Consider the following 21,434-nt stretch of genomic DNA (forward strand, 5'->3'; position numbering starts at 1 on the left):
CGCACACCGCGCACACGGCCCCTCGAACCGAGGCCCGAAGAACGTCCATGCCCGCATCCCGCACTGAATCCGCCCCTGCCGACCACGGCCGCATCGAAGACGTCGATGTCTCCGCCGAGATGCAGGGGTCCTTCCTCGAATACGCCTATTCGGTGATCTACTCGCGCGCCCTCCCGGACGCGCGCGACGGCCTGAAGCCCGTGCAGAGACGCATCCTCTTCCAGATGGCCGACATGGGCCTGCGCCCCGATCGCGGTCATGTCAAGAGCGCGCGCGTCGTCGGCGAAGTGATGGGAAAGCTCCACCCACACGGCGACGCCGCCATCTACGACGCGCTTGTCCGGCTCGCGCAGCCGTTCTCGCTGCGTGTGCCCCTCGTCGACGGCCACGGCAACTTCGGCTCGCTCGACGATGGCCCCGCCGCCCCGCGCTACACCGAGGCGCGCCTCGCGCCCGCGGCCCTCGCGCTCACCGAGAACCTCGATGAAGACGTCGTGGACTTCATCCCCAACTACGACGGCCAGTTCCAGCAGCCCGAGGTGCTGCCGGCGGCGTTCCCGAACCTCCTCGTCAACGGCGCATCCGGCATCGCGGTCGGCATGGCGACCAACATGGCCCCGCACAACCTCATCGAGGTGGTCGCCGCGGCGAACCATCTGCTCGAGAACCCGGATGCCACGGTCGAAGACCTCATGGAGTTCGTGCCCGGCCCCGACCTGCCCTCGGGCGGCGTCATCGTCGGACTCGACGGCATCAAAGACGCCTACACGACTGGTCGGGGTTCGTTCCGCACGCGCGCGAAGGTCTCGATCGAGCCGCTGGGCCCCCGCCGCACCGGACTCGTCGTCACAGAGCTGCCGTATCTCGTCGGTCCCGAGCGGATCATCGAGAAGATTAAGGACGCGGTCAACAGCAAGAAGCTGCAGGGCATCTCCGACGTCACCGACCTCACCGATCGACGCAACGGCCTTCGCCTGGTGATCGGCATCAAGACCGGGTTCGACCCGCAGGCCGTCCTCGAGCACCTGTACCGACTGACGCCGCTCGAGGACTCGTTCGGCATCAACAACGTCGCCCTCGTGAACGGGCAGCCGCAGACGCTCGGCCTCAAGGAGCTGCTGCGCGTCTACCTCGACCACCGCATCGAGGTCGTGACGCGCCGCAGCCGCTTCCGTCTCGCGCGTCGGCGCGAGCGCCTGCACCTCGTCGAGGGCCTCCTCATCGCGATCCTCGACATCGACGAGGTCATCCAGGTCATCCGCACCTCCGACGACGGCGACCAGGCGCGCTCGCGTCTCATGACGGTGTTCGACCTGACCGAGCCCCAAGCCGAGTACATCCTCGAGCTCCGACTGCGTCGCCTCACGAAGTTCTCGCGCATCGAGCTCGAGCGCGAGCGCGACGAGCTGCAGGCCGAGATCGCACGGCTCGAGGAGCTCCTCGGCAGCGACGTGCTGCTGCGGCAGCAGGTCGCCCGCGAGCTCGACGCCGTCGCCGAGACGTATGGCACACCGCGGCGCACGCTGCTCATGAACGGCGGCCCGGTGCAGCCCCGGTCGCGTGCGGCCGCGTCGGCGGCCGACCTGCAGATCGCGGATGCGCCGTGCCGGGTGTTCCTCTCCGCGACGGGCCGCATGGTGCGCGCCGACCTCCGCACGAGCGACGACGGCAACGGGAACGGGAGCGGCGGAATCGTGACGCCTTCGCGGCGATACAAGCACGACGCCATCCGCTCGTCGGTCGACACGACGACGCGCGGCGACGTCGGGGCCGTCACGACCGCGGGGCGCCTCATCCGCTTCTCCCCCGTCGATCTGCCGTCCGTTCCGGGCAACTCGGTGCAGCCGGCCGCCGGAACACGAGCCGATCAGTACCTCGGTCTTTCAGGCGGCGAGCACGTGGTCGCGCTCGTGCCCCTCACGGGCGAGCCGCCCATCGCGCTCGGCACGGCGCAGGGCGTCGTCAAGCGCGTGTCGGCGACCGAGCTCGGCAACAAGCACGATGTCGAGATCATCGCGTTGAAGGACGGCGATTCCGTCGTCGGCGCCGCGCCCGCACCTGACGACGCGGAGCTCGTCTTCGTCACGAGCGACGCGCAGCTGCTCCGGTTCGACGCGTCCGCGGTGCGGCCCCAGGGCCGCTCGGCGGGCGGCATGGCGGGCATCCGCGTCGCTTCGGGCGAGAAGGTCGTCTTCTTCGGAGCGGTGCAGCCCGGTGCATCCGACACCGTCGTCGTCACGATCGCCGGCAGCACCCAGGCGCTGTCGGGCACGGATGCCGGAACCGGAAAGGTCTCGCTGTTCGACGAGTTCCCACCCAAGGGCCGCGCGACAGGCGGTGTGCGGGCGCAGCGGTTCCTCAAGGGCGAAGACACGCTCACGCTCGCGTGGGTCGGCGACGAGCCGCGCGCGGTCGGTTCCGACGGGGGCGTGCGCACGCTCCCGCCCGCGGGCGCGAAGCGCGATGCGTCGGGTCAGCCGCTCGACGGAGTCATCGGTGCGGTCGGCACCGTCGTCTGCTGAGGCGCCGAACCCCTACGACACACCCGCACCCGCTCGCGTGCGGCGGAACACCGTCAGGTCGTAGTCGATCCACCCCTTCGCCAACCCCGTCTGCAGTGCGGTGCCCCCGATGAGCGGATCGAGGCGCGTCGACCGCCGCGGAAGGACGCCGAGTGGCGCGATGAGCACGGCGATCGCGACATCACGGGGTCGGCGCAGCTCGAGGTACGCGCTCAGTCGCTCGGTCGACTCGAGGACGAAGCCGGCCCGTTCCGCCATCGACCGCAGCTCGCCGGGTGTGAGCAGCGTGTTGGCGTGCCAGCCTCGCGCGAACCGCCGGAGCGTTCGGCCCGCCGCGCGGGCGTCGCCTGAGCCCCGCATGTCGTCGCAGATCGCCAGCACGCCGCCAGGCCGTACCAGGCGCGCGCACTCCGCGAAGAAGCGCTCGGGATCGGGCGCGTGCACGAACGACTCGATCGCGAACGCGACGTCCGCGGGCTCGAGGTCCGACGGCAGGTCGGAGAAGTCCCCCACGCGGCACGCCACGCGGTCGGCGAGGCCGAGCGAGGCGATCCGCGCGCGTCCGATCGCGGCCTGTTCGGGGCTGAGGGTGATCCCGGTGCCGCGCATGGGCATCCGCTCCGCGAGATAGCAGAGGCTCGCGCCCACCCCGCATCCGAGATCGACGACGTGCACCGACCCGGACTCGCCGGCCCGCCCGCGGATCACGCCGGCGATCCGGTCTTCGACGTAGTGGAGAGCCTGCTGCCGGTCGCCCACGCCGGGACCCCACACGGCACGATGGATCGCTCCCTCACCGCCGCCGTGACCGTAGCGGAGGAACGCGCGCGTGTTGCGGTCGTAGTACCGGCGGATCGCCGCCGCATCGAAGCCGGGCCGGTCGTTGCGCGTCGGAGGCCCGGCCATGGACGTCAGACGTCGATGCGCTCGCGGTCCAGGCGCGTGCTCGAGTCGATGATGAACTCGCGGCGCGGTGCGACCTCGTTGCCCATGAGCAGTTCGAACACGGATGCCGCCGCCTCGGCATCCGTCAGATTCACTCGCCGCAGCAGGCGCCCCGCGCGATCCATCGTCGTGCTCGCGAGCTGCTCGGCGTCCATCTCGCCCAGGCCCTTGTAGCGCTGGATGGGCTCCTGCCACCGCTTGCCGGCCTTCGTGAGCTTCGCCAGCAGCGCATGGAGCTCCTGCTCGCTGTATGTGTAGATCGTCTCGTTGGGCTTCGAGCCCGGGTTGATGACGATGATGCGGTGCAGCGGAGGAACGGCGGCGTAGACGCGCCCCGCCTCGATGAGCGGCCGCATGTACCGGAAGAAAAGCGTGAGCAGCAGCGTGCGGATGTGGGCGCCGTCGACGTCGGCATCGCTCATGAGGATGATCTTGCCGTAGCGGGCGGCGTCGAGGTCGAAGGTGCGGCCCGACCCCGCGCCGATGACCTGGATGATCGACGCGCATTCGGCGTTCGACAGCATGTCGCTGATCGACGCCTTCTGGACGTTGAGGATCTTGCCGCGGATCGGCAGGAGGGCTTGGTACTCGCTGTTGCGGGCGAGTTTCGCGGTGCCGAGGGCCGAGTCGCCCTCGACGATGAACAGCTCGGAATCGGCGACGTCGTTCGAGCGGCAGTCGACGAGCTTCGCGGGCAGCGACGAGGATTCGAGGGCGTTCTTGCGCCGTTGCGTCTCTTTGTGGGCGCGCGCCGAGATGCGCGCCTTCATCTCGGAGACGACCTTCTCGAGCAGCGCCGCCGACTGCGCCTTGTCGTCGCGCTTCGTGGAGCTGAACCGCGCGGTGAGCTCACGCGTGACGACGTTCGACACGATCTGGCGCACCGCCGGCGTGCCGAGGACTTCCTTCGTCTGCCCCTCGAACTGCGGCTCGGGTACGCGCACCGTGAGCACGACGGTGAGCCCCGCGAGGATGTCGTCCTTCTCGAGCTTGTCGTTGCCGACCTTGAGGCGCCGTGCGTTCTGCTCGACCTGCGAGCGGAGCACCTTCATGAGGCCCTGTTCGAACCCCTGCTGGTGCGTGCCGCCCTTGGGCGTCGCGATGATGTTGACGAACGAGCGCTGAACCGTCTCGTAGCCGGTGCCCCAGCGCACCGCGATATCGACGTGGCACTCGCGCTCGATCTCGGTGGGCACCATCGCGCCGGACGGCTGGAGCACCGGCACCGTCTCGGTGAACGTGCCCTCGCCGGTGAGACGCCACGTGTCGGTCACGGGCGCGTCGGGCGCGAGGAACTCGACGAACTCCGAGATGCCGCCGTCGTAGCGGAAGCTCGTCTCGACGGGCTCCTCTCCGTTCACGGTTCCGCGTTCGTCGCGGATGACGATCTCGAGACCCGGCACGAGGAAGGCCGTCTGGCGCGCGCGCTGCTCGAGCTCTTCGAGGTTGAACGTCGCGTCCTTCGTGAAGATCTGGCGGTCGGCCCAATAGCGGATGCGGCTGCCGGTCACGCCCTTCGCGACCTTGCCGACCACGCGGAGCTCGCTGCTCTCCTCGAACGGGGTGAACGCCGAGTCGGGCGACCCGTTCGCGAACACCCCGGGCTCGCCGCGGTGGAACGACATCGCCCACGTCTTGCCGTTGCGGTCGACCTCGACGTCGAGGCGCTCCGAGAGGGCGTTGACGACCGAGGCGCCCACACCGTGCAGACCACCGGATGCGGCGTACGATCCGCCGCCGAACTTTCCACCGGCGTGCAGCTTCGTGAAGACCACCTCGACGCCGGACAGGCCCGTGCGCGGCTCGATGTCGACCGGGATGCCGCGTGCGCGGTCGCGCACTTCGACGCTCCCGTCTGCGTGCAGGAGGATGTCGATGCGCGTGCCGTAGCCCGCGAGAGCCTCGTCGACGGCGTTGTCGATGATCTCCCACAGACAGTGCATCAGACCGCGCGAATCCGTCGAGCCGATGTACATTCCGGGGCGCTTGCGAACCGCCTCGAGACCCTCGAGCACTTGGAGATGATGGGCGGAGTACTCGGTGGTCACAATCCTCAAGGGTATCCGGGGCCGCCGACGCCCCCGTCCAGACACGCGCCGTCGCGCAAGGCCGTACGCGGTGAGCGAACTGTCACCCGTTCGCGGCATTCTCGAAACAATCCCGTGGTTGTATCTCATGACCGGTACGTGAGTTCAACGCAATCGAGGAGGCAAGAAATGAGCACATCGACACCGACTGAGGCCGCTGCCGTCCTCGAGTACCGTCTCACCGCGATGGATCGCTGCGACTCGTGCGGCGCCCAGGCCTACATCGCCGCCGAGGTCAACGGCAGCGAGCTGCTGTTCTGCGCGCACCACGGGCGCAAGTACGAAGAGAAGCTTCGCGCCGTCGCCACCACGTGGCACGACGAGACCGCCCGCCTGAACGAGTCGGTCTGACTCAGACCCCCCGATACTCGCGCGTGACGCGCGGCGACACCCGCAGCGCGATCTCTTCGCCGATCGTCCCGATGAGTTCGGCGAGGTCGGTCGCACTCGCAGCCGCTTCGCGCCCGAACACGTCCACCAGCTGACCGGGCTCGGCATCCGGCCACGACTGGACCCATGACCGACGCCCGTCGATCCGCGTCACCCGACGCGGGCCGGCGGGCGTCGCCACGTCGAAGCGGCCCGCGAGAGTCGACGGCAGTCCGTCGAGGGAGCCCACGCCCACGACGACCCACTTCCCGTCGACCGACACGACGGGCGCCCGCAGCGTCGCGATCGGACGGATGCCGAGCACCTCGTCGCTCGGCCCGCCGGACGGACGGATGCCGTAGCAGAACGCGCCGATGCGGCACAGGTCGTACCGGAACTCGCCCCGCGCGAACGAGGCCGCGCTGGCCGCGAGGTGCCGCAGCGCCGGACGCAGACCCGCCTCCTCCGCCTGCCGCACAGCGAGGTCGAACACGGCGCGCGCGGCGTCGTCCTCGGCATCCGACGCCTCGGCGATGTGGCTCCAGATGCCCACGACCTCGATCGCGCCGACACGCTCGAGCTGTGCGGCGCGCTCCACGAACGCGGGCCATTCCTCCGGGCGCACGCCGTTGCGATGCAGCCCCGAGTCGACCTTGAGGTGCACGCGCGTGCGTCGGCCGCCGGCGGCGATCTCGTCGAGAAGCGCGGCGTCGCCGACCCCGAGTTCCAGGTCCAGCTCCGCGACGCTGCGCAGCTCGTCCTCCCCGAACGCGAGCCACACGAAGATGCGCGGCTCGTCGCCGAGCGCCTCACGCACCGCGCGACCGGTCGGCACGTCGAAGGCGCCGAACCAGCGAACCCCCTCCTTCCATGCGCGCGTGACGAGGGGACGGATGCCGTGCGCGTACGCGTCGTCTTTCACGACGAGCATCACGTCGGCAGGTGCGACGCGTGAGCGCGCCGTCGCGACGTTCGCCGCGAACGCGTCGAGGTCCACCGTCAGAATCGCCTCGCTCACTCGTGATCCCTCCGCACGCGAGCTCCGACGAGCGCAACGAGCTCCGCCGCCCCCATCCCGGTCGAGCGAACCCATTCCCCGAGCGACGGCTCGCCTCGCGGCGGGTCGCCGAAGAAGATCACCGGATCGCCGCGGCGGACCTCGGCCTCCTGCACGTCGACGACGCACACGTCCATCGCGACGCGACCGATGATCGGATGCAGCGCCCCGCCCACGCGCACGTGCGCGTGCTCGCCGAGCGCCCGCACGACGCCCTGCGCGTAGCCGCCCGTGACGAGCGCGATCCGGGTGTCGTGCGCGGCGCGGTGGATGTAGCCGTACGACACGCCCTCCCCCGCCCGCAGGGGCTTCACACCGAGGACGGTGCCGCTCAGCCGCATGACCGGCACACCGGACCCGTCGATGCCGAACAGCGCGGCGGTGTCGAGCGTCGGCTCGCCCTCGGTGAGCACACGCAGGCGGCCGGACGCGGCATCCGTCACCGCGTCCGCCAGGTCCGGGTCGACGATCACCGCATCGACGCCCACCTCGGCGAGGGTGCGCGCACACGCGGCCGCACCGTGCCCGAGCGCGTCGTACCGCAGGTCGGCGATGCGATCGCCGGACGGGACGGCTGCCGCGCCCGCCCGCGCGTTGGCGGCGAGGGCAGCGAGCGAGATGCGTGCCCGCGGCGCGCTGCCCGTCCGAGTCGAGGGATGCTCAGGATCGGCCGCGGTCACGCCTCTAGACTATCCGGGTCCCCCACTCCCGACCCTGGAGACCGCATGCCTCGCAAGGGCCTCAGCCTCGCGCCTCGCCTTCGCTACCTCGCCGGACGCGCCCGCCGCATCGACGTCGGATCCGTGCTCGAGCGGGCGAAGGAGGTGTCGCGCACGCACGGCAAGTGGACCCCCGCGGTGATCGTCGACATGCTGTGGTCGGCCGGATTCCGGCAGGTCGGGTTCCAGGACTACGTGGACTACGACTTCGCGATCCTCAACAAGGCGGAACGTGCGACGTACATGACGCACCCCGTCTCGAACGAGCTGTCGCAGAAGTACGACCATCCCGACTACCGCCACATCTTCCAGGACAAGGTCGAGTTCGACCGGGTCTTCAGCGACCACCTCAAGCGTGAGTGGATGGTCGTCGAAGAGGGCAACGCGGATGCCGTCCGCGAGTTCACCGAGCGTCACGGCACCATCGTGACGAAGGAGCCCGTCGGCCAGGCGGGCACCGGTGTGCACCGTTACCACGCGGCCGAGATCGACGATTGGGACGCGTTCCACCGCGGACTCCTCGAGCGCGGCGAGCTGCTCATCGAAGAGGTGATCCGGCAGCATCCGGATCTCGCCGCCGTGTGCCCCGGCACCGTCAACACGACCCGCGTCACGGCGTTCTTCGACGGCGAGAAGACGCACATCCTCGCGATGGCCCAGAAGTTCGGCCGCGGCGCGGTGAGCGACCAGATGACGTTCGGCGGCTTCTACACGATGCTCGACGACGACGGCCACGCCGTCGGCGCGGGCTACGACTCGCACGGGCACGTGCACGAGAACCACCCCGACACGGGCTTCCGCATCGCGGACTTCCAGCTGCCGATGGTCGACGAGGTGAAGGCGTTCGTCGATCAGGTCGCGCGCGTCGTGCCGCAGGTGCAGTACGTGGGATGGGACATCGTCGTGACACCCGACGGCCCGGTGCTCGTGGAGGGCAACTGGGGCGCAGGCGTGTACGAGAACAAGCCGAGCGTCACCGGCATCCGCACCGGTCACAAGCCCCGCTATCGCGAGGCCATCGGGTTCTGACGCGGGCCGGGTCACGGCCGCGTATGTGAGAAGGCCCGGCCCCGTTCGACGGGACCGGGCCGTCTTCGTCAGTCGGTTCAGGCGGCGCGCACGATGCCGAGCGGCGTTGACTCATGCCCCTGGCCCAGCGGGTTGTCTTTGAGGATGGCGAGCAGCCGCTTCTCGCCCGTCTTGTCGAGCGTCGAACCGAGGATGTTGCCCCCGAGGTCGTTGATGTCGACGACCGCGACCTCCGGCACACCGCCGAGCAGCCGCTTGATGTGCGCGGCGACCTCGCGCGGGCGCTCCGGTCCGAGCACGACCGCCTTGTTGTATGGCGGGATCGTGCCGCTCGTCGGCCCGTCGATCGCGCGGGCCTTGTCGCCCGCGATGCGGTAGAAGTCGCCCTTGCGGCCGAACGCCTTCGTGACGGCCGCGACCGCCGCGGCGACGAGGATGCGCGGTGTACCGCACTCGCGCAGCGCCATCTCCATCGTCTCGGGCATGCCCAAGCCGATGCCGTAGGGCGTGCGCGTCACGTACGTCGACAGGAAGTACGCGAGCTTGCGCGGCTTGATCTCCTCGACGAGGTACGAGCGGCCCTGTGTGATCGCGACGATCTTCTCGGTCACGAACAGGATGTCGCCCGGACGCACCTCGGACTCGGCGTACTCGCGCACGAACGCGTCGAGGTCGTCTCCGGGCATCACCACGCGCGTCCGGATCGGGATGCGCGCGTACGACGACCCGTCGACGGCGACGGTGAGCGCCTTGCCGGCGTTCGCCTCGCCGCTCACTCGAGGTAGTCCCGCAGCGACTGCGAACGCGACGGGTGACGCAGCTTCGCCATCGTCTTCGACTCGATCTGACGGATGCGCTCGCGCGTCACGCCGAACGTGTCGCCGATCTGGTCGAGCGTCTTGGGCTGACCGTCGCCGAGGCCGAAGCGCATGCGGATCACGCCGGCCTCGCGCTCGCTGAGCGAGTCCAGGAGCGACTCGAGCTGGCGCTGCAGCATCGTGAAGCCCACGGCGTCGGCCGGAACGACCGCCTCGGTGTCTTCGATCAGGTCGCCGAACTCGCTGTCGCCGTCTTCGCCGAGAGGCGTGTGCAGCGAGATCGGCTCACGGCCGTACTTCTGCACCTCGATGACCTTCTCGGGGGTCATGTCGAGCTCGCGGCTGAGCTCCTCGGGCGTGGGCTCACGTCCGAGGTCCTGCAGCATCTGGCGCTGCACGCGCGCGAGCTTGTTGATGACCTCGACCATGTGCACCGGGATGCGGATCGTGCGGGCCTGGTCGGCCATGGCGCGCGTGATCGCCTGGCGGATCCACCACGTCGCGTACGTCGAGAACTTGAAGCCCTTGGTGTAGTCGAACTTCTCGACCGCACGGATGAGGCCCAGGTTGCCCTCCTGGATGAGGTCCAGGAACTGCATTCCGCGGCCCGTGTAGCGCTTCGCGAGCGACACGACCAGACGCAGGTTCGCACCGAGCAGGTGCGACTTGGCGCGCTGACCGTCGCGCGCGACCCACTGCAGGTCGAGGCCCAGCTGGCTGGACTTCTCCTCGGGCGTCATCTTCGACAGCTTCTCTTCGGCGAACAGGCCCGCCTCGATGCGCATCGCGAGCTCGACCTCTTCGGCCGCGTTGAGGAGGGGAACCTTGCCGATCTGCTTCAGGTAGTCCTTGACAGGGTCGGCGGTCGCGCCGGTGATCTGCGTCGAATAGACGGGGATGTCATCCTCGTCCGTCGAGGAGATGACGATCGCGCCGGTCGGCAGCGGCTCCTGGAACGGCGCCGGCTTCTCCTCCTCTTCCTCCTCGTCGTCGGAGGATTCGGATGCCTCAGCCTCGGCGTCGCCCTCGGCGACCTTGGCGCGGCGACCCTTCTTCTTGGCCGCAGGGGCCTCTTCGACGGCATCCGCCTCGTCTACCTCGGCGTCGACGTCTTCGACGACGGCCTCGTCGACATCGGCGACGTCGACCACGGCGTCGACGTCCAGCTCAACGTCCTCGAGCTCGACGTCTTCGAGCTCGTCGACCTCTTCGGAAGCGGCCTTGCCCTTGGGCGCGGCCTTCTTGGGAGATGCCTTGGCGGTGGACTTCTTGGCCGCGGTCTTGGCGGACGCGGACTTCGCGGATGCCGTGGCGGTGGTCTTGCCCGCGGTGGTCTTGCCCGCGGTGGTCTTCTTGGTGCCGGCGGTCTTCGAGCCCGGCTTCGTCGTCGTGCCCTTCTTCTCTTCGTCGGCGGCGGCCGTCTCGGCGCTCTTCGCGCGCGAGCGTGCGGTCGTGTTGGTGGCTGCGGTCACGGTTCGCCTTTCAGTGGCGGCGGGTGTCTGTCGCCCCCCGGTCGATTTCGGACACTAGTAAGACCCTTGTCAAGTCCCTGCGCCTGCGAAAGCACTCGCGGAGAGGGTTGACAATGGGTCAGATCATCCATTCTCTCACACTTGGCGTGCGGTGCTGACGCACGATGGACGCAATGGAGAGAACGCCCGGGGGCCCCTCAGCATTCCCTCTCGCCCGGCTCCGGGGCATCCGTTCCGTCGACCGCCTGAGGGCTTGTCAGGCCTTGTCGTCTTCGGCGCTCGGCCGCGTGGCCAGGAAGCGCTCGAGCTCGGCCGCGAGCTCGTCGGCGCTCGGCAGATCGCCCGTGTGGATCATGGGCGTCGCGAGAGTGGAACCCGCCATGTAGGCGTCGTACCGCTCCTCGAGGCCCTGCAGCATGCGCGAGAGCTCGTCGTTGCCCGACACCTGTTCGTCGACGCGCGACAGATAGTCGCGGTTCTGTTCGCGCAGCTCGTCGCCCGCGAACACGAGTCCCGTCGCGACGGTGAGGCTGTCGAGAGCCGCGAGGGTCGCCGCCGGGTAGTCGGTGTCGCCCAGATAGTGCGGAATGAGGAGCACGAATCCCGCGACCGCAGCGCCCGACTCGGCGAACCGGTACTCGAGGAGGTGACCGACGGTCGCCGGGACCTGCGTGTGGGGCTTCCACACCGAATGCGCCTCCGTGAGGTCGGTGCGCGTGCCGCTCACCGTCGTGCCGATCGGTCGCGTGTGCGGGACCGGCATCGGGATCGCGTGCACCCACGTGACGGTCGACACCGAGTACGCGTGCGCGAGCTGAAGCACGGCGTCGGTGAACGCGTCCCACGCGAAGTCGGGCTCGTACCCCGCGAGCACGAGGAACGGCTGCCCGAGCGCGTCGTGCGCGAGCGAGAGCTCGAGCCGCGGCGGCTTGAAGTCGGTGAGGTGATCGGCCTCGAACGAGATGATCGGCCGGCGCGCGCGGTAGTCGAGCAGCACGTCGTTCGAGAACACCGCGAGCGGGATCGGGTCGAGCACCTCGCGCACATACGTGATGAGCCCGCTCACGGCGCCGCCCGCGTCGGTGAACCCCGTCAGAGCGATCACGAGCGGGAGTCCCGGCGGTACCGGCGGAGCCGATGCGCTGCGTTCGAAAAGAGGCCCGGACCACGGCATGCCTCCATGCTACGAGTCGCCCCGACACACCCGGCGTCAGCGCGATGGCGCTCACAGCGAACAGCGCCGCGCGAGAGCGGACGCCCCCTACCTAGGATGGGAGCCATGTCGTTCCCCGACCTCGAGTACCGCACCGACCCTGTCCGAGAATCCGACGCCGACGCGATCCTCCTGGCCCTCCCCCCGCTGGACGACCTCGAGCTGAACGACTGGCCAGGCCTGCGCGACGCCCTCCTCGCGGTCGGCTTCACCGGTGCGCCGTCCTCGTTCCAGCGGGTCTCCGCCCCCGAGTCGACGAGCACGCCGCTCGCGGTCGTGGGAACGGGTTCCTCGCCGGATGACTCGGCCCTCCGCGATGCGGTGGGAGCCGGCATCCGCACCCTCACCGGATTCGAGCGGGTCGCCGTCTCCGCCCCCTTCGCGGATGCCGCGCAGTGGCGCGCGGTCGCGGAAGGCGCAGCACTCGGCGGGTACCGGTTCGACGGCTACAAGTCCGAGGCGCCGAAGGCGCGCGCGTCGAAGGTGGTCGTGCACGGCGCATCCGAGATCGGCGACGACGAGCTCGCGGCGGTGAGAGCCGAAGCGGATGCCGTGGCCCTCGTCAAGGACCTCGTGACGACTCCCGCGCAATGGCTCGGACCTGCCGACTTCGCGCAGCGTGCGACCGAATCGGTCGAAGGCCTTCCCGTCACGGTCGAGGTGTTCGACGAGGACGCACTGCGCGAGGGCGGGTTCGGCGGCATCCTCGGCGTCGGCCAAGGCTCCGATCGTCCGCCGCGCCTCGTGCACCTCTCCTACTCCCCCGAGGGCGCCGGCAAACACATCGCGCTCGTGGGCAAGGGCATCACGTTCGACACGGGCGGCCTCTCGCTCAAGCCGGCGACCGGCATGGTCGGCATGAAGTACGACATGGCGGGTGCCGCGACCGTGCTCAGCGTGCTCCGCGCGGTGGCCGCCCAGGGACTCCCTGTGCGCGTGAGCGCGTGGCTGTGCATCGCCGACAACATGCCCTCGGGGCGCGCGACGCGTCCCGGCGACGTGCTGCGCATGACTGACGGCACGACCGTCGAGGTGCTGAACACCGACGCCGAAGGACGCCTCGTGCTCGCCGACGGGCTCGCGGCGGCGAGCCGCGAGCACCCGGACGTGCTCGTCGACGTCGCCACCCTCACGGGGGCGATCTCGATCGCGCTCGGCACGCGCCACGCAGGCGTCATGGGCGACGACGACACCGTCGCAGCGTATCTGACCGCGGCCCGCGAGGCCGGAGAGCCCGCGTGGCAGCTCCCGCTCCCCGATCACATGGTCGAGGAGCTCGACTCCCCCATCGCCGACCTGCAGAACGCGAAGATCGGCGACACCGCAGGCGGGTCGCTGTTCGCAGGGCTCTTCCTGCGGCACTTCGTCGGCCGCGTGTCCGATGACGACGACGCTCCCCGCATCCCGTGGGTGCACCTCGACATCGCGAACGTCGGGATGAACAAGGGCGGCCCCTACGGATACACCGACAAAGGCCCGACCGGAGCGACGGTGCGGTCGCTCATCCGGTTCGTGTCGAACACCGCGAAGGAGGCCTGATGGCCGAGCACACATTCGATCTCGTCGTGCTGGGCGGCGGCAGCGGCGGCTACGCCGCGGCGCTGCGGGCGGCCGAGCTCGGCAAGAGCGTCGCGCTCGTCGAGAAGGACAAGGTGGGCGGAACCTGCCTGCACCGCGGTTGCATCCCCACGAAGGCGCTCCTGCACGCAGGCGAGGTGGCCGACATCGCGCGGGATGCCTCGACGATCGGCATCCGCGCGACCCTCGAGGGCATCGACCCCGACGGCGTGCGCGCCTACCGCGAGGGGATCGTCGCGAAGAAGTACAAGGGCCTGCAGGGCCTCGTGAAGGCGCGCGGCATCACCGTCGTCGAGGGCGAGGGCCGGCTCGAGTCCGGACCCGCGGTGCGCGTCGGCGACGACCTCTACCGCGGCGCCGACGTCGTGCTGGCGACGGGCTCGTACACGCGCACGCTCCCCGGCCTCGAGCTCGGCGGACGCGTGATCGCGAGCGAGCAGGCCCTCGAACTGAGCGAGATCCCGTCGAAGGTCGTCGTGATCGGCGGCGGCGTGATCGGCGTCGAGTTCGCCAGCATCTGGCACTCGTTCGGCGCCGAGGTGACGATCGTCGAGGCGCTCGACCGGCTCGTGCCGAACGAGGACCCGGCGCTGAGCAAGGCGCTCGAGCGCGCGTTCCGCCGCAAGGGCATCCTCGCGAAGACGGGTGTGAAGTTCAGCTCGGTGGAGCAGACGGATGCCGGAGCCGTCGTCACCCTCGAGGACGGCTCGACCGTCGAAGGCGACTACGTCCTGGTTGCGGTCGGTCGCGGACCCGCGACGTCCGGTCTCGGCTATGAGGAGGCCGGAGTCACGCTCGATCGGGGCTTCGTCACGACGGACGAGCGCCTGCGCACGTCGGCTCCGAACGTGTGGGCTGTCGGCGACATCGTGCCGGGGCTCCAACTCGCGCACCGCGGCTTCCAGCAGGGCATCTTCGTCGCGGAGGAGATCGCGGGTCTCAAGCCCGTCGCCGTGCCCGAGAGCACGATCCCCCGCATCACGTACTGCAGCCCCGAGGTCGCCTCGGTCGGCCTCACCGAGCCGCAGGCGGTCGAAGCGCACGGCGCCGACGCCGTCACGTCGTACGAGTACAACCTCGCGGGCAACGGTCGCAGCGAGATCCTCGGAACGTCGGGCATCGTCAAGGTCGTCCGTGTGAAGGACGGCCCCGTCGCGGGCGTGCACCTGATCGGCGACCGCGTCGGCGAGCTGATCACCGAAGGGCAGCTCGCGGTGGCGTGGGAGGCCCATCCCGAAGACATCGCGCCCTACATCCACGCGCACCCGACTCAGAGCGAGGCTCTGGGCGAGGCTTTCCTGGCGCTGGCGGGCAAGCCGCTTCACGCGCTCTGAGATCGACGGTGCGTGCGGTCACTAAGCTAGACAAGACATCCGCGTTCTGAAGGAGACAGGTTCATGAGCACTTCCGTGGTCCTCCCCGCGCTCGGAGAGAGCGTCACCGAGGGAACGGTCACCCGCTGGCTCAAGAAGGTCGGTGACACTGTTCAGGCCGACGAAGGTCTCCTCGAGATCTCGACCGACAAGGTCGACACCGAGATCCCCTCGCCCGTCAGCGGCGTCCTCGAAGAGATCCTCGTCCAGGAGGACGAGACGGTCGAGGTCGGCGCGGTCCTCGCGAAGATCGGTGACGGGTCGGGCGCTTCGACGGATGCCCCGGCTCCCGCCGCGGCAGAGGCGGCTCCCGCGCAGGAGGCGCCGGCCGAGGAGGCCGCTTCCGCTGCCGCTGAGGCGCCCGCCGCAGAGGCTTCTCCGGCCACCGCGGAAGCGCCCGCCGCCGAGTCGGCTCCCGCGCCCGCCGCCGAAGCACCCGCCGCTGACGCTTCTGCTGCCGAGACTCCTGCCGCCGGCGCTCCGTCCGGCGAGGGCAAAGACGTCGTCCTCCCCGAGCTCGGCGAGAGCGTCACCGAGGGCACCGTCACGCGATGGCTGAAGAACGTGGGCGACTCGGTCGCGGTCGATGAGCCGCTGCTCGAGATCTCGACCGACAAGGTCGACACCGAGATCCCGTCGCCCGTCGCCGGTGTCGTGCAGCACATCTACGTGCAGGAGGACGAGACCGTCGAGGTCGGCGCACCGCTCGCCCGCATCGGCGAAGGCGCGGCAGCTGCGCCCGCGGCTCCCGCTCCGACCGAGGCTGCCCCTGCCCCGGCCGAGGCGGCTCCGGCCGCGGCCCCCGCCGCCGAGCCCGCACCGGCTGCCCAGCCCGCCGCGCAGGCCGCCCCGGCTCCGGCCGCTGCTCCCGCCGAGGCACCGGCTCCGGCTCCCGCCGCAGAGACGCCCGCACCGGCTCCCGCGGCCGCGGCTCCCGCTCCCGGTGCCGCTCCGGCACAGGCCGCTCCGGCACAGGCCGCTCCCGCGCAGGAGGCTCCCGCACCGCGTCCGGCGCCGGGCGGGGGCGACGACGACGGCATCCCGTATGTCACGCCGCTTGTGCGCCGCCTCGCCCAGCAGCAGGGCGTCGACCTCGCGAAGGTGAAGGGCACGGGCGTCGGTGGACGCATCCGCAAGGAAGACGTGCTCAAGGCTGCGGAGGCGGCATCCGCTCCCGCGGCGACCCCGGCGCCGGCCGCCGCAAAGCGCGAGCCGCTCGAGGTCTCGCCGCTGCGCGGCACGACGCAGCCGATGTCGCGTCTGCGCAAGGTGCTGGCCGAGCGTGCTGTGGCGTCGATGCAGCAGACCGCGCAGCTGACGACGGTGGTCGAGGTCGACGTGACCAAGCTCGCGAACTACCGCGACGCGGTCAAGGCGGACTTCCAGGCCAAGACGGGCGACAAGCTGTCGTTCCTCCCGTTCTTCGCCCTCGCGGCCGCGGAGGCGCTCCAGGCGTACCCCGTGATCAACTCGACGGTCGACGGCACCGACATCGTCTACCCGCCGACCGAGAACCTGTCGATCGCGGTCGACACCGAGCGCGGCCTGCTCACGCCGGTGCTGCGCGACGCGGGCTCGAAGAACATCGCGCAGATCGCGCACGAGATCGCCGATCTCGCGACGCGCACGCGCGAGAACAAGTTGAAGCCCGACGAGCTGGCCGGCGGCACGTTCACGCTCACGAACACCGGTTCGCGCGGCGCGCTGTTCGACACGCCGGTCGTCTTCCTGCCGCAGACCGCGATCCTCGGCACGGGCGTCGTCGTCAAGCGCCCGGGCGTCGTGACGGTCGACGGCAAGGACGCGATCTCGATCCGCTCGTACGTCTACCTCGCATTGTCGTACGACCACCGTGTGATCGACGGAGCCGACGCGGCGCGCTTCCTGGGCGCGGTCAAGGCGCGCCTCGAGGAGGCCGCGTTCGAGGACCAGCTCGGAATCTGATCCGCTCCACGAGAATGGCTGAGCCGCGGCGCACACGCGTCGCGGCTCAGCCATTCTCGACGTCATAGACATCACGGAGCAGCCACCCCTCTCCTCCCCGTACGAGCACGACGAGCTGCGCACCGGATGCCCCGCCCACGGGCTCGACACGGAGCACCGCCACTCCCCCGAACTCGTCGACGAGCGAGACCCCCCGCGCGTCCCCCGCGAGATCGACGACACCCGGAGGGAATGTCGATGACGGATCCTCCGCGACCGCCGCGAGACAGGAGGTTTCGCCGGCGCAGGCCAGCCGCGCTGTCAGCAGCTCGTCGGCGACCGCGGCAAGATCGCCTGGTGCCGGCACGTCGGTGGTCGAATCGGCTGTCGATTCTTCGAGCACCGCGACAGCCTCGCCCGCCGCGTTCGTCTCGTCGCTCGGTGCCGCACCGAGCGACCCTTCCCGGGTGGGAACGCTCGACACCGGCAGAGGCGGCGCCTCCGTCGACACCGCATCATCGGCTCCAGCCGGCCAGACGAATCCTCCGGTCACGATCGCGACCGCGAGCCCTCCGGCGAGCAGCCACGGCCTGCGCCGCCCACCCGACCTCGCCGAGCGCAGCCGCCTCCAGGCCTCCGTCACGACACGCGACACCGCATCACCCAGGTCCGCGTCGATGTGACGAGCGAGCGACGCGATGAGACCACGCGGCTCGGCGTCGGACTCTGCGATCACTGCGCGTCTTCGTGGCGATGCCGGATCGGCCGCAGCATCCGTCATTGCCGATCGGGCCCGACGCGGGCCGAACACCGTCAGGGCGAGCGGCTCCGGTCGGGCCAACCCGAAGAGGCGCTGCTCGACCGCGTCGAGCTCATGGCGCGACGGTCGCTCCGCGAGCACCGCTCGCACCGCCTCGTCGAGCGTGGCGGCTGTTGCGGGCGTCGCGAGAGAGCGAAGCAGCTCCGCGCTTGCGAACGGCGCCGCCTCGCCGCTGGCACCGCACGCGAAGAGCGGGCGTCCGGCATCCGTCACCCACCACCTGCCGGCGACGGGCGCTCGGGCGGTGACGAGCTCTGCGAACCCGCGGACGATGCTGACGGCGAGCGTCACCGTCTCGCCCGGCGACAGCGGCGCGCCAGACGCCCCTCGTCGGCGCACGAAGGCGTCGGCGCGCTCGACACACACGGGGACGACGACATCGTGCCCCTCGGCGCGCCGCACGAGGTCGAGTGCCCCGAGGACATGTCCGTCGGGATCGGCCCACCACCCCGGCCACTGCGCATCGAGATGCCGGGCCTCGACGAGCACGCACGTGTCACCGGACGCCGCGCGTACGAGCGCCCCCGGCCAGGGCGACTCGTCGCCGCCCGACACTCTTCGCAGCGGGCGGTACGCAGCCATGAGCCGGTCGTCGAGCAGGGGCTTCTCGTCCACATCTCGATGGTCATCCGCATCCGTTGCGAGTCGGCCTCGCAGGCCCGCGACTGTGGACGCTCACCGGCCGAACGAGCGGTGGGGAGGAACCGAGGCGGTGGGCGCGGAAAGGTAGGCTTGAGGGCATGGCCGCCCGTACCACCGCCCCCGAGAAGCGCCCCGGTTTCTTCACTCAGCTGCGCACGCTGTTCACCTTCACCCGCAAGGCGTTCCCGTGGCTGCCGTGGCTGCTCGTAGGCATCCTCCTCGTCGGCATCGGGCTCGGCCTCCTCGTCGGGTTCCTCATTCAGCCGGTCGCCTGGTGGAGCGTCGTGCTCTGGACGATCACCGGCCTCATGCTCGGCGTGCTCGCGTCCCTCATGACGATGACGCGCCTGTCGACCATCGCGATGTACCGCCAGATCGACGGCATGCCCGGCGCGACGGGCCACGTCCTGTCGACGTCGCTCGGCCGCAAGTGGCAGGCCAGCGACATGCCCGTGGGAATCAACCCCAAGACGCAGGAGGCGGTCTACCGCGCCGTCGGCCGCGGCGGAGTCGTCATCGTCGGCGAGGGCTCGCGCGGTCGCCTCACGCGACTGGTCAACGACGAGCGCTCCAAGGTGCAGCGCGTCGCCTCAGGCGTGCCGGTGACGGTCCTCTACGTCGGCCATGGCGAAGGGGACGTCCCGATCGCGAAGCTCGCGTCCACGATCAAGGCGCTCCCCAAGAAGATCGACCGTGCGACGATGGCCGCCGTCATCAAGCGCATCGACTCGGTGTCGCAGTCGCTCACGTCGCTGCCGATTCCGAAGGGCATCGACCCGACGAAGGTGCGCGCCCCGCGCCCGCGCTGATCGTCGCTCCCTAGGAGCGAACGAGCACGGTCCCGGCCGCCTTGTCGTGGAGGCCGCGCTGGTCGGAGTCCCAGATGACCGCGGGGATGACGATGATGAGCAGGGCTGTGCGGATGATCGGGCGCCACAGGCCCACCCACGTCCCGTCGATGCGCATGATGCGCAGGCCGAAGATGCGGTGGCCGGGGCTGCCCTGGAGGGTCGGCAGGAAGACGAGCTGGATCGCGGCGAAGATCGCCAGGATCGCGAGCGGATCCCAGGCGAAGAAGCCCGAGATCAGGTATGCCGCGCCGTAGTCGACGAAGAGCGCACCCACGCGTCGGCCGAGCCGCGCGATCGATCCGGCACCCTCTTGCGGAAGCCCGAGCCGCTCGCCGGGATACGAGGATTCGACGGGGGCATCAGGCACGATTCCAGCCTACCTTCGCTGCACGGCACCCCGTTTCAGCGGCACAGCCGGCCGGAACCCGCCGCACACAGCCTGCCGTAACATCTCGGAAACATGGGGGACACTGCCGGGCAATGCCCTCCCGATACGGTCGATCTGCGCCGGCAGGCGCGGTTCCCGAATGCCCTACCTCTGGAGTCTTCATGTTCAGTGATTCATCCGAGGTGCTGAAGTTCATCAAGGACGAGGACGTCAAGTTCCTCGACATCCGGTTCACGGATCTTCCTGGCGTGCAGCAGCACTTCAACATCCCGGCCTCGACCGTCGACGAGGACTTCTTCACCGTCGGACAGCTCTTCGACGGCTCGTCGATCCGGGGCTTCGCGAGCATCCATGAGTCGGACATGCAGCTCATCCCCGATGTGTCGACCGCGTACGTCGACCCGTTCCGCGACGAGAAGACCCTCATCATGGTCTTCGACATCTACAACCCGCGTAACGGCGAGATCTACAGCAAGGACCCGCGCCAGGTCGCCAAGAAGGCCGAGAAGTACCTCGCCTCGACCGGCATCGCCGACACCGCCTACTTCGCCCCCGAGGCCGAGTTCTACGTCTTCGACGACGTCCGCTACGAGGTGCGCCAGGGCAAGAGCTATTACGAGGTCGACTCCGAGGAGGCGGCGTGGAACTCAGGCCGCGCCGAAGAGGGCGGCAACCTCGCGTACAAGACGCCTTACAAGGGCGGCTACTTCCCCGTGTCGCCGGTCGACAAGCACGCCGACCTGCGCGACGACATCGTGATCAAGCTGATCCAGGCAGGGCTCGAGGTCGAGCGTGCGCACCACGAGGTGGGCACCGCCGGCCAGGCCGAGATCAACTACAAGTTCGACACGATGGTCCACGCGGCGGACGACATCCTGAAGTTCAAGTACATCGTCAAGAACACCGCGCTGCAGTGGGGCAAGACCGCCACGTTCATGCCGAAGCCGCTGTTCGGCGACAACGGCTCGGGCATGCACACCCACCAGTCGCTGTGGAACAACGGCCAGCCGCTGTTCTACGACGAGAAGGGCTACGCCGGACTGTCCGACATCGCCCGCTGGTACATCGGCGGCATCCTCGCGCACGCCCCCGCCGTGCTCGCGTTCACGAACCCGACCCTCAACAGCTACCACCGCCTGGTGAAGGGCTTCGAGGCGCCGGTCAACCTCGTCTACTCGGCGGGCAACCGTTCGGCGGCGATCCGCATCCCGATCACGGGGTCGAACCCGAAGGCCAAGCGCATCGAGTTCCGCGCGCCGGATGCCTCGGGCAACCCGTACCTCGCGTTCGCGGCGCAGCTCATGGCCGGCCTCGACGGCATCAAGAACCGCATCGAGCCGCACGAGCCGGTCGACAAGGACCTCTACGAGCTTCCGCCCGAGGAGGCAAAGGGCATCCCGCAGGTGCCGAACTCGCTGCAGGACTCGCTCGACGCCCTCGCCGACGACCACGCATTCCTCACCGAGGGCGGCGTGTTCACCGAGGACCTGATCGAGACCTGGATCGAGTACAAGATCGAGAACGAGATCCAGCCGCTCGCCCAGCGGCCGCACCCGTTCGAGTACGAGCTGTACTTCGGCGTCTGATCGCTCCCGCACGAAGGGGGCCCCGGGTTTCCGGGGCCCCCT

At 69.8% G+C, this 21,434-nt stretch carries 17 protein-coding genes; 8 read left to right on the plus strand and 9 right to left on the minus strand.

The window, feature by feature from the left end; translation table 11 throughout:
• Positions 1-47 precede the first annotated feature (47 nt).
• Positions 48-2,522 (plus strand): DNA gyrase/topoisomerase IV subunit A, encoded by a 2,475-nt coding sequence (locus VNR19_RS17090; protein WP_325728474.1) that lies wholly within the window; start codon positions 48-50, stop codon positions 2,520-2,522.
• Between the two features lie 12 nt (positions 2,523-2,534).
• Here VNR19_RS17090 and VNR19_RS17095 read toward each other — a convergent pair whose 3' ends face one another.
• A complete protein-coding gene (locus tag VNR19_RS17095; protein ID WP_325728475.1) occupies positions 2,535-3,428 on the minus strand; it encodes an SAM-dependent methyltransferase in 894 nt (297 codons plus the stop codon).
• Positions 3,429-3,433: 5 nt separating this feature from the next.
• Positions 3,434-5,515: a DNA gyrase/topoisomerase IV subunit B gene (locus VNR19_RS17100; protein ID WP_491715948.1), complete on the minus strand. Its 2,082-nt coding sequence runs from the start codon at positions 5,513-5,515 to the stop codon at positions 3,434-3,436.
• A gap of 168 nt (positions 5,516-5,683) precedes the next feature.
• Here VNR19_RS17100 and VNR19_RS17105 point away from each other — a divergent pair, with 168 nt between their 5' ends.
• On the plus strand, positions 5,684-5,905 hold the full coding sequence (locus tag VNR19_RS17105; RefSeq protein ID WP_325728476.1) for a DUF7455 domain-containing protein: 222 nt from the start codon (positions 5,684-5,686) through the stop codon (positions 5,903-5,905).
• Between the two features lies 1 nt (position 5,906).
• Here VNR19_RS17105 and VNR19_RS17110 read toward each other — a convergent pair whose 3' ends face one another.
• Complete coding sequence (locus VNR19_RS17110) at positions 5,907-6,941, minus strand: alanine racemase (RefSeq protein ID WP_325728477.1); 1,035 nt, start codon at positions 6,939-6,941, stop codon at positions 5,907-5,909.
• Positions 6,938-7,660: an alanine racemase C-terminal domain-containing protein gene (locus VNR19_RS17115; RefSeq protein WP_325728478.1), complete on the minus strand. Its 723-nt coding sequence runs from the start codon at positions 7,658-7,660 to the stop codon at positions 6,938-6,940. The genes VNR19_RS17110 and VNR19_RS17115 overlap by 4 nt, the downstream gene beginning before the upstream one ends.
• 45 nt (positions 7,661-7,705) lie before the next feature.
• Between VNR19_RS17115 and VNR19_RS17120 the strand changes: the two genes are divergently transcribed.
• Positions 7,706-8,728, plus strand: coding sequence for a sugar-transfer associated ATP-grasp domain-containing protein (locus VNR19_RS17120; protein WP_325728479.1), 1,023 nt, complete (start codon positions 7,706-7,708; stop codon positions 8,726-8,728).
• Positions 8,729-8,805: 77 nt separating this feature from the next.
• On the opposite strand, the gene VNR19_RS17125 is transcribed toward VNR19_RS17120, so the two are convergent.
• The 3 genes from VNR19_RS17125 to VNR19_RS17135 form a co-directional block, all read right to left on the minus strand.
• A complete protein-coding gene (locus VNR19_RS17125) occupies positions 8,806-9,504 on the minus strand; it encodes a coenzyme F420-0:L-glutamate ligase (RefSeq protein WP_325728480.1) in 699 nt (232 codons plus the stop codon).
• Entirely contained in the window at positions 9,501-11,018 is a 1,518-nt protein-coding gene (locus VNR19_RS17130; protein WP_325728481.1) for an RNA polymerase sigma factor, read from the minus strand. Before VNR19_RS17130 ends, VNR19_RS17125 begins: the two co-directional genes overlap by 4 nt.
• Positions 11,019-11,274: 256 nt before the next feature.
• Positions 11,275-12,192 (minus strand): proteasome assembly chaperone family protein, encoded by a 918-nt coding sequence (locus tag VNR19_RS17135; RefSeq protein WP_325728482.1) that lies wholly within the window; start codon positions 12,190-12,192, stop codon positions 11,275-11,277.
• A 105-nt stretch (positions 12,193-12,297) separates the two neighbouring features.
• Here VNR19_RS17135 and VNR19_RS17140 point away from each other — a divergent pair, with 105 nt between their 5' ends.
• From VNR19_RS17140 to sucB, 3 genes are all read left to right on the plus strand, one after another.
• Entirely contained in the window at positions 12,298-13,770 is a 1,473-nt protein-coding gene (locus VNR19_RS17140) for a leucyl aminopeptidase (RefSeq protein WP_325728483.1), read from the plus strand.
• Positions 13,770-15,143, plus strand: coding sequence for a dihydrolipoyl dehydrogenase (gene lpdA, locus VNR19_RS17145; RefSeq protein ID WP_325728484.1), 1,374 nt, complete (start codon positions 13,770-13,772; stop codon positions 15,141-15,143). Before VNR19_RS17140 ends, lpdA begins: the two co-directional genes overlap by 1 nt.
• 63 nt (positions 15,144-15,206) lie before the next feature.
• Positions 15,207-17,126, plus strand: a complete 1,920-nt coding sequence (sucB, locus tag VNR19_RS17150) for a 2-oxoglutarate dehydrogenase, E2 component, dihydrolipoamide succinyltransferase (RefSeq protein WP_325728485.1) — start codon at positions 15,207-15,209, stop codon at positions 17,124-17,126.
• A gap of 46 nt (positions 17,127-17,172) precedes the next feature.
• Here sucB and VNR19_RS17155 read toward each other — a convergent pair whose 3' ends face one another.
• Entirely contained in the window at positions 17,173-18,540 is a 1,368-nt protein-coding gene (locus tag VNR19_RS17155; protein ID WP_325728486.1) for a hypothetical protein, read from the minus strand.
• Between the two features lie 125 nt (positions 18,541-18,665).
• On the opposite strand from VNR19_RS17155, the gene VNR19_RS17160 reads away from it, so the two are divergent.
• On the plus strand, positions 18,666-19,376 hold the full coding sequence (locus VNR19_RS17160; RefSeq protein ID WP_325728487.1) for a DUF4191 family protein: 711 nt from the start codon (positions 18,666-18,668) through the stop codon (positions 19,374-19,376).
• 10 nt (positions 19,377-19,386) lie between these two features.
• Here the strand turns inward: VNR19_RS17160 and VNR19_RS17165 are convergent, their stop codons facing one another.
• Positions 19,387-19,785 (minus strand): RDD family protein, encoded by a 399-nt coding sequence (locus VNR19_RS17165; protein ID WP_325728488.1) that lies wholly within the window; start codon positions 19,783-19,785, stop codon positions 19,387-19,389.
• 182 nt (positions 19,786-19,967) lie between these two features.
• Between VNR19_RS17165 and glnA the strand changes: the two genes are divergently transcribed.
• Positions 19,968-21,392, plus strand: coding sequence for a type I glutamate--ammonia ligase (glnA, locus tag VNR19_RS17170; RefSeq protein ID WP_325728489.1), 1,425 nt, complete (start codon positions 19,968-19,970; stop codon positions 21,390-21,392).
• Positions 21,393-21,434: the final 42 nt, after the last annotated feature.

It is taken from the genome of Microbacterium sp. (assembly GCF_035556355.1).
In the GTDB taxonomy this organism is placed as follows: Bacteria; Actinomycetota; Actinomycetes; order Actinomycetales; family Microbacteriaceae; genus Microbacterium.

Coding starts and splice junctions, on each gene's coding strand:
- sucB (WP_325728485.1), top strand. CDS start 15,207: ATGAGCACTTCCGTGGTCCTCCCCGCGCTCGGAGAGAGCGTCACCGAG.
- VNR19_RS17160 (WP_325728487.1), top strand. CDS start 18,666: ATGGCCGCCCGTACCACCGCCCCCGAGAAGCGCCCCGGTTTCTTCACT.
- VNR19_RS17140 (WP_325728483.1), top strand. CDS start 12,298: ATGTCGTTCCCCGACCTCGAGTACCGCACCGACCCTGTCCGAGAATCC.
- VNR19_RS17095 (WP_325728475.1), bottom strand. CDS start 3,428: ATGGCCGGGCCTCCGACGCGCAACGACCGGCCCGGCTTCGATGCGGCG.
- lpdA (WP_325728484.1), top strand. CDS start 13,770: ATGGCCGAGCACACATTCGATCTCGTCGTGCTGGGCGGCGGCAGCGGC.
- glnA (WP_325728489.1), top strand. CDS start 19,968: ATGTTCAGTGATTCATCCGAGGTGCTGAAGTTCATCAAGGACGAGGAC.
- VNR19_RS17090 (WP_325728474.1), top strand. CDS start 48: ATGCCCGCATCCCGCACTGAATCCGCCCCTGCCGACCACGGCCGCATC.
- VNR19_RS17120 (WP_325728479.1), top strand. CDS start 7,706: ATGCCTCGCAAGGGCCTCAGCCTCGCGCCTCGCCTTCGCTACCTCGCC.
- VNR19_RS17135 (WP_325728482.1), bottom strand. CDS start 12,192: ATGCCGTGGTCCGGGCCTCTTTTCGAACGCAGCGCATCGGCTCCGCCG.
- VNR19_RS17105 (WP_325728476.1), top strand. CDS start 5,684: ATGAGCACATCGACACCGACTGAGGCCGCTGCCGTCCTCGAGTACCGT.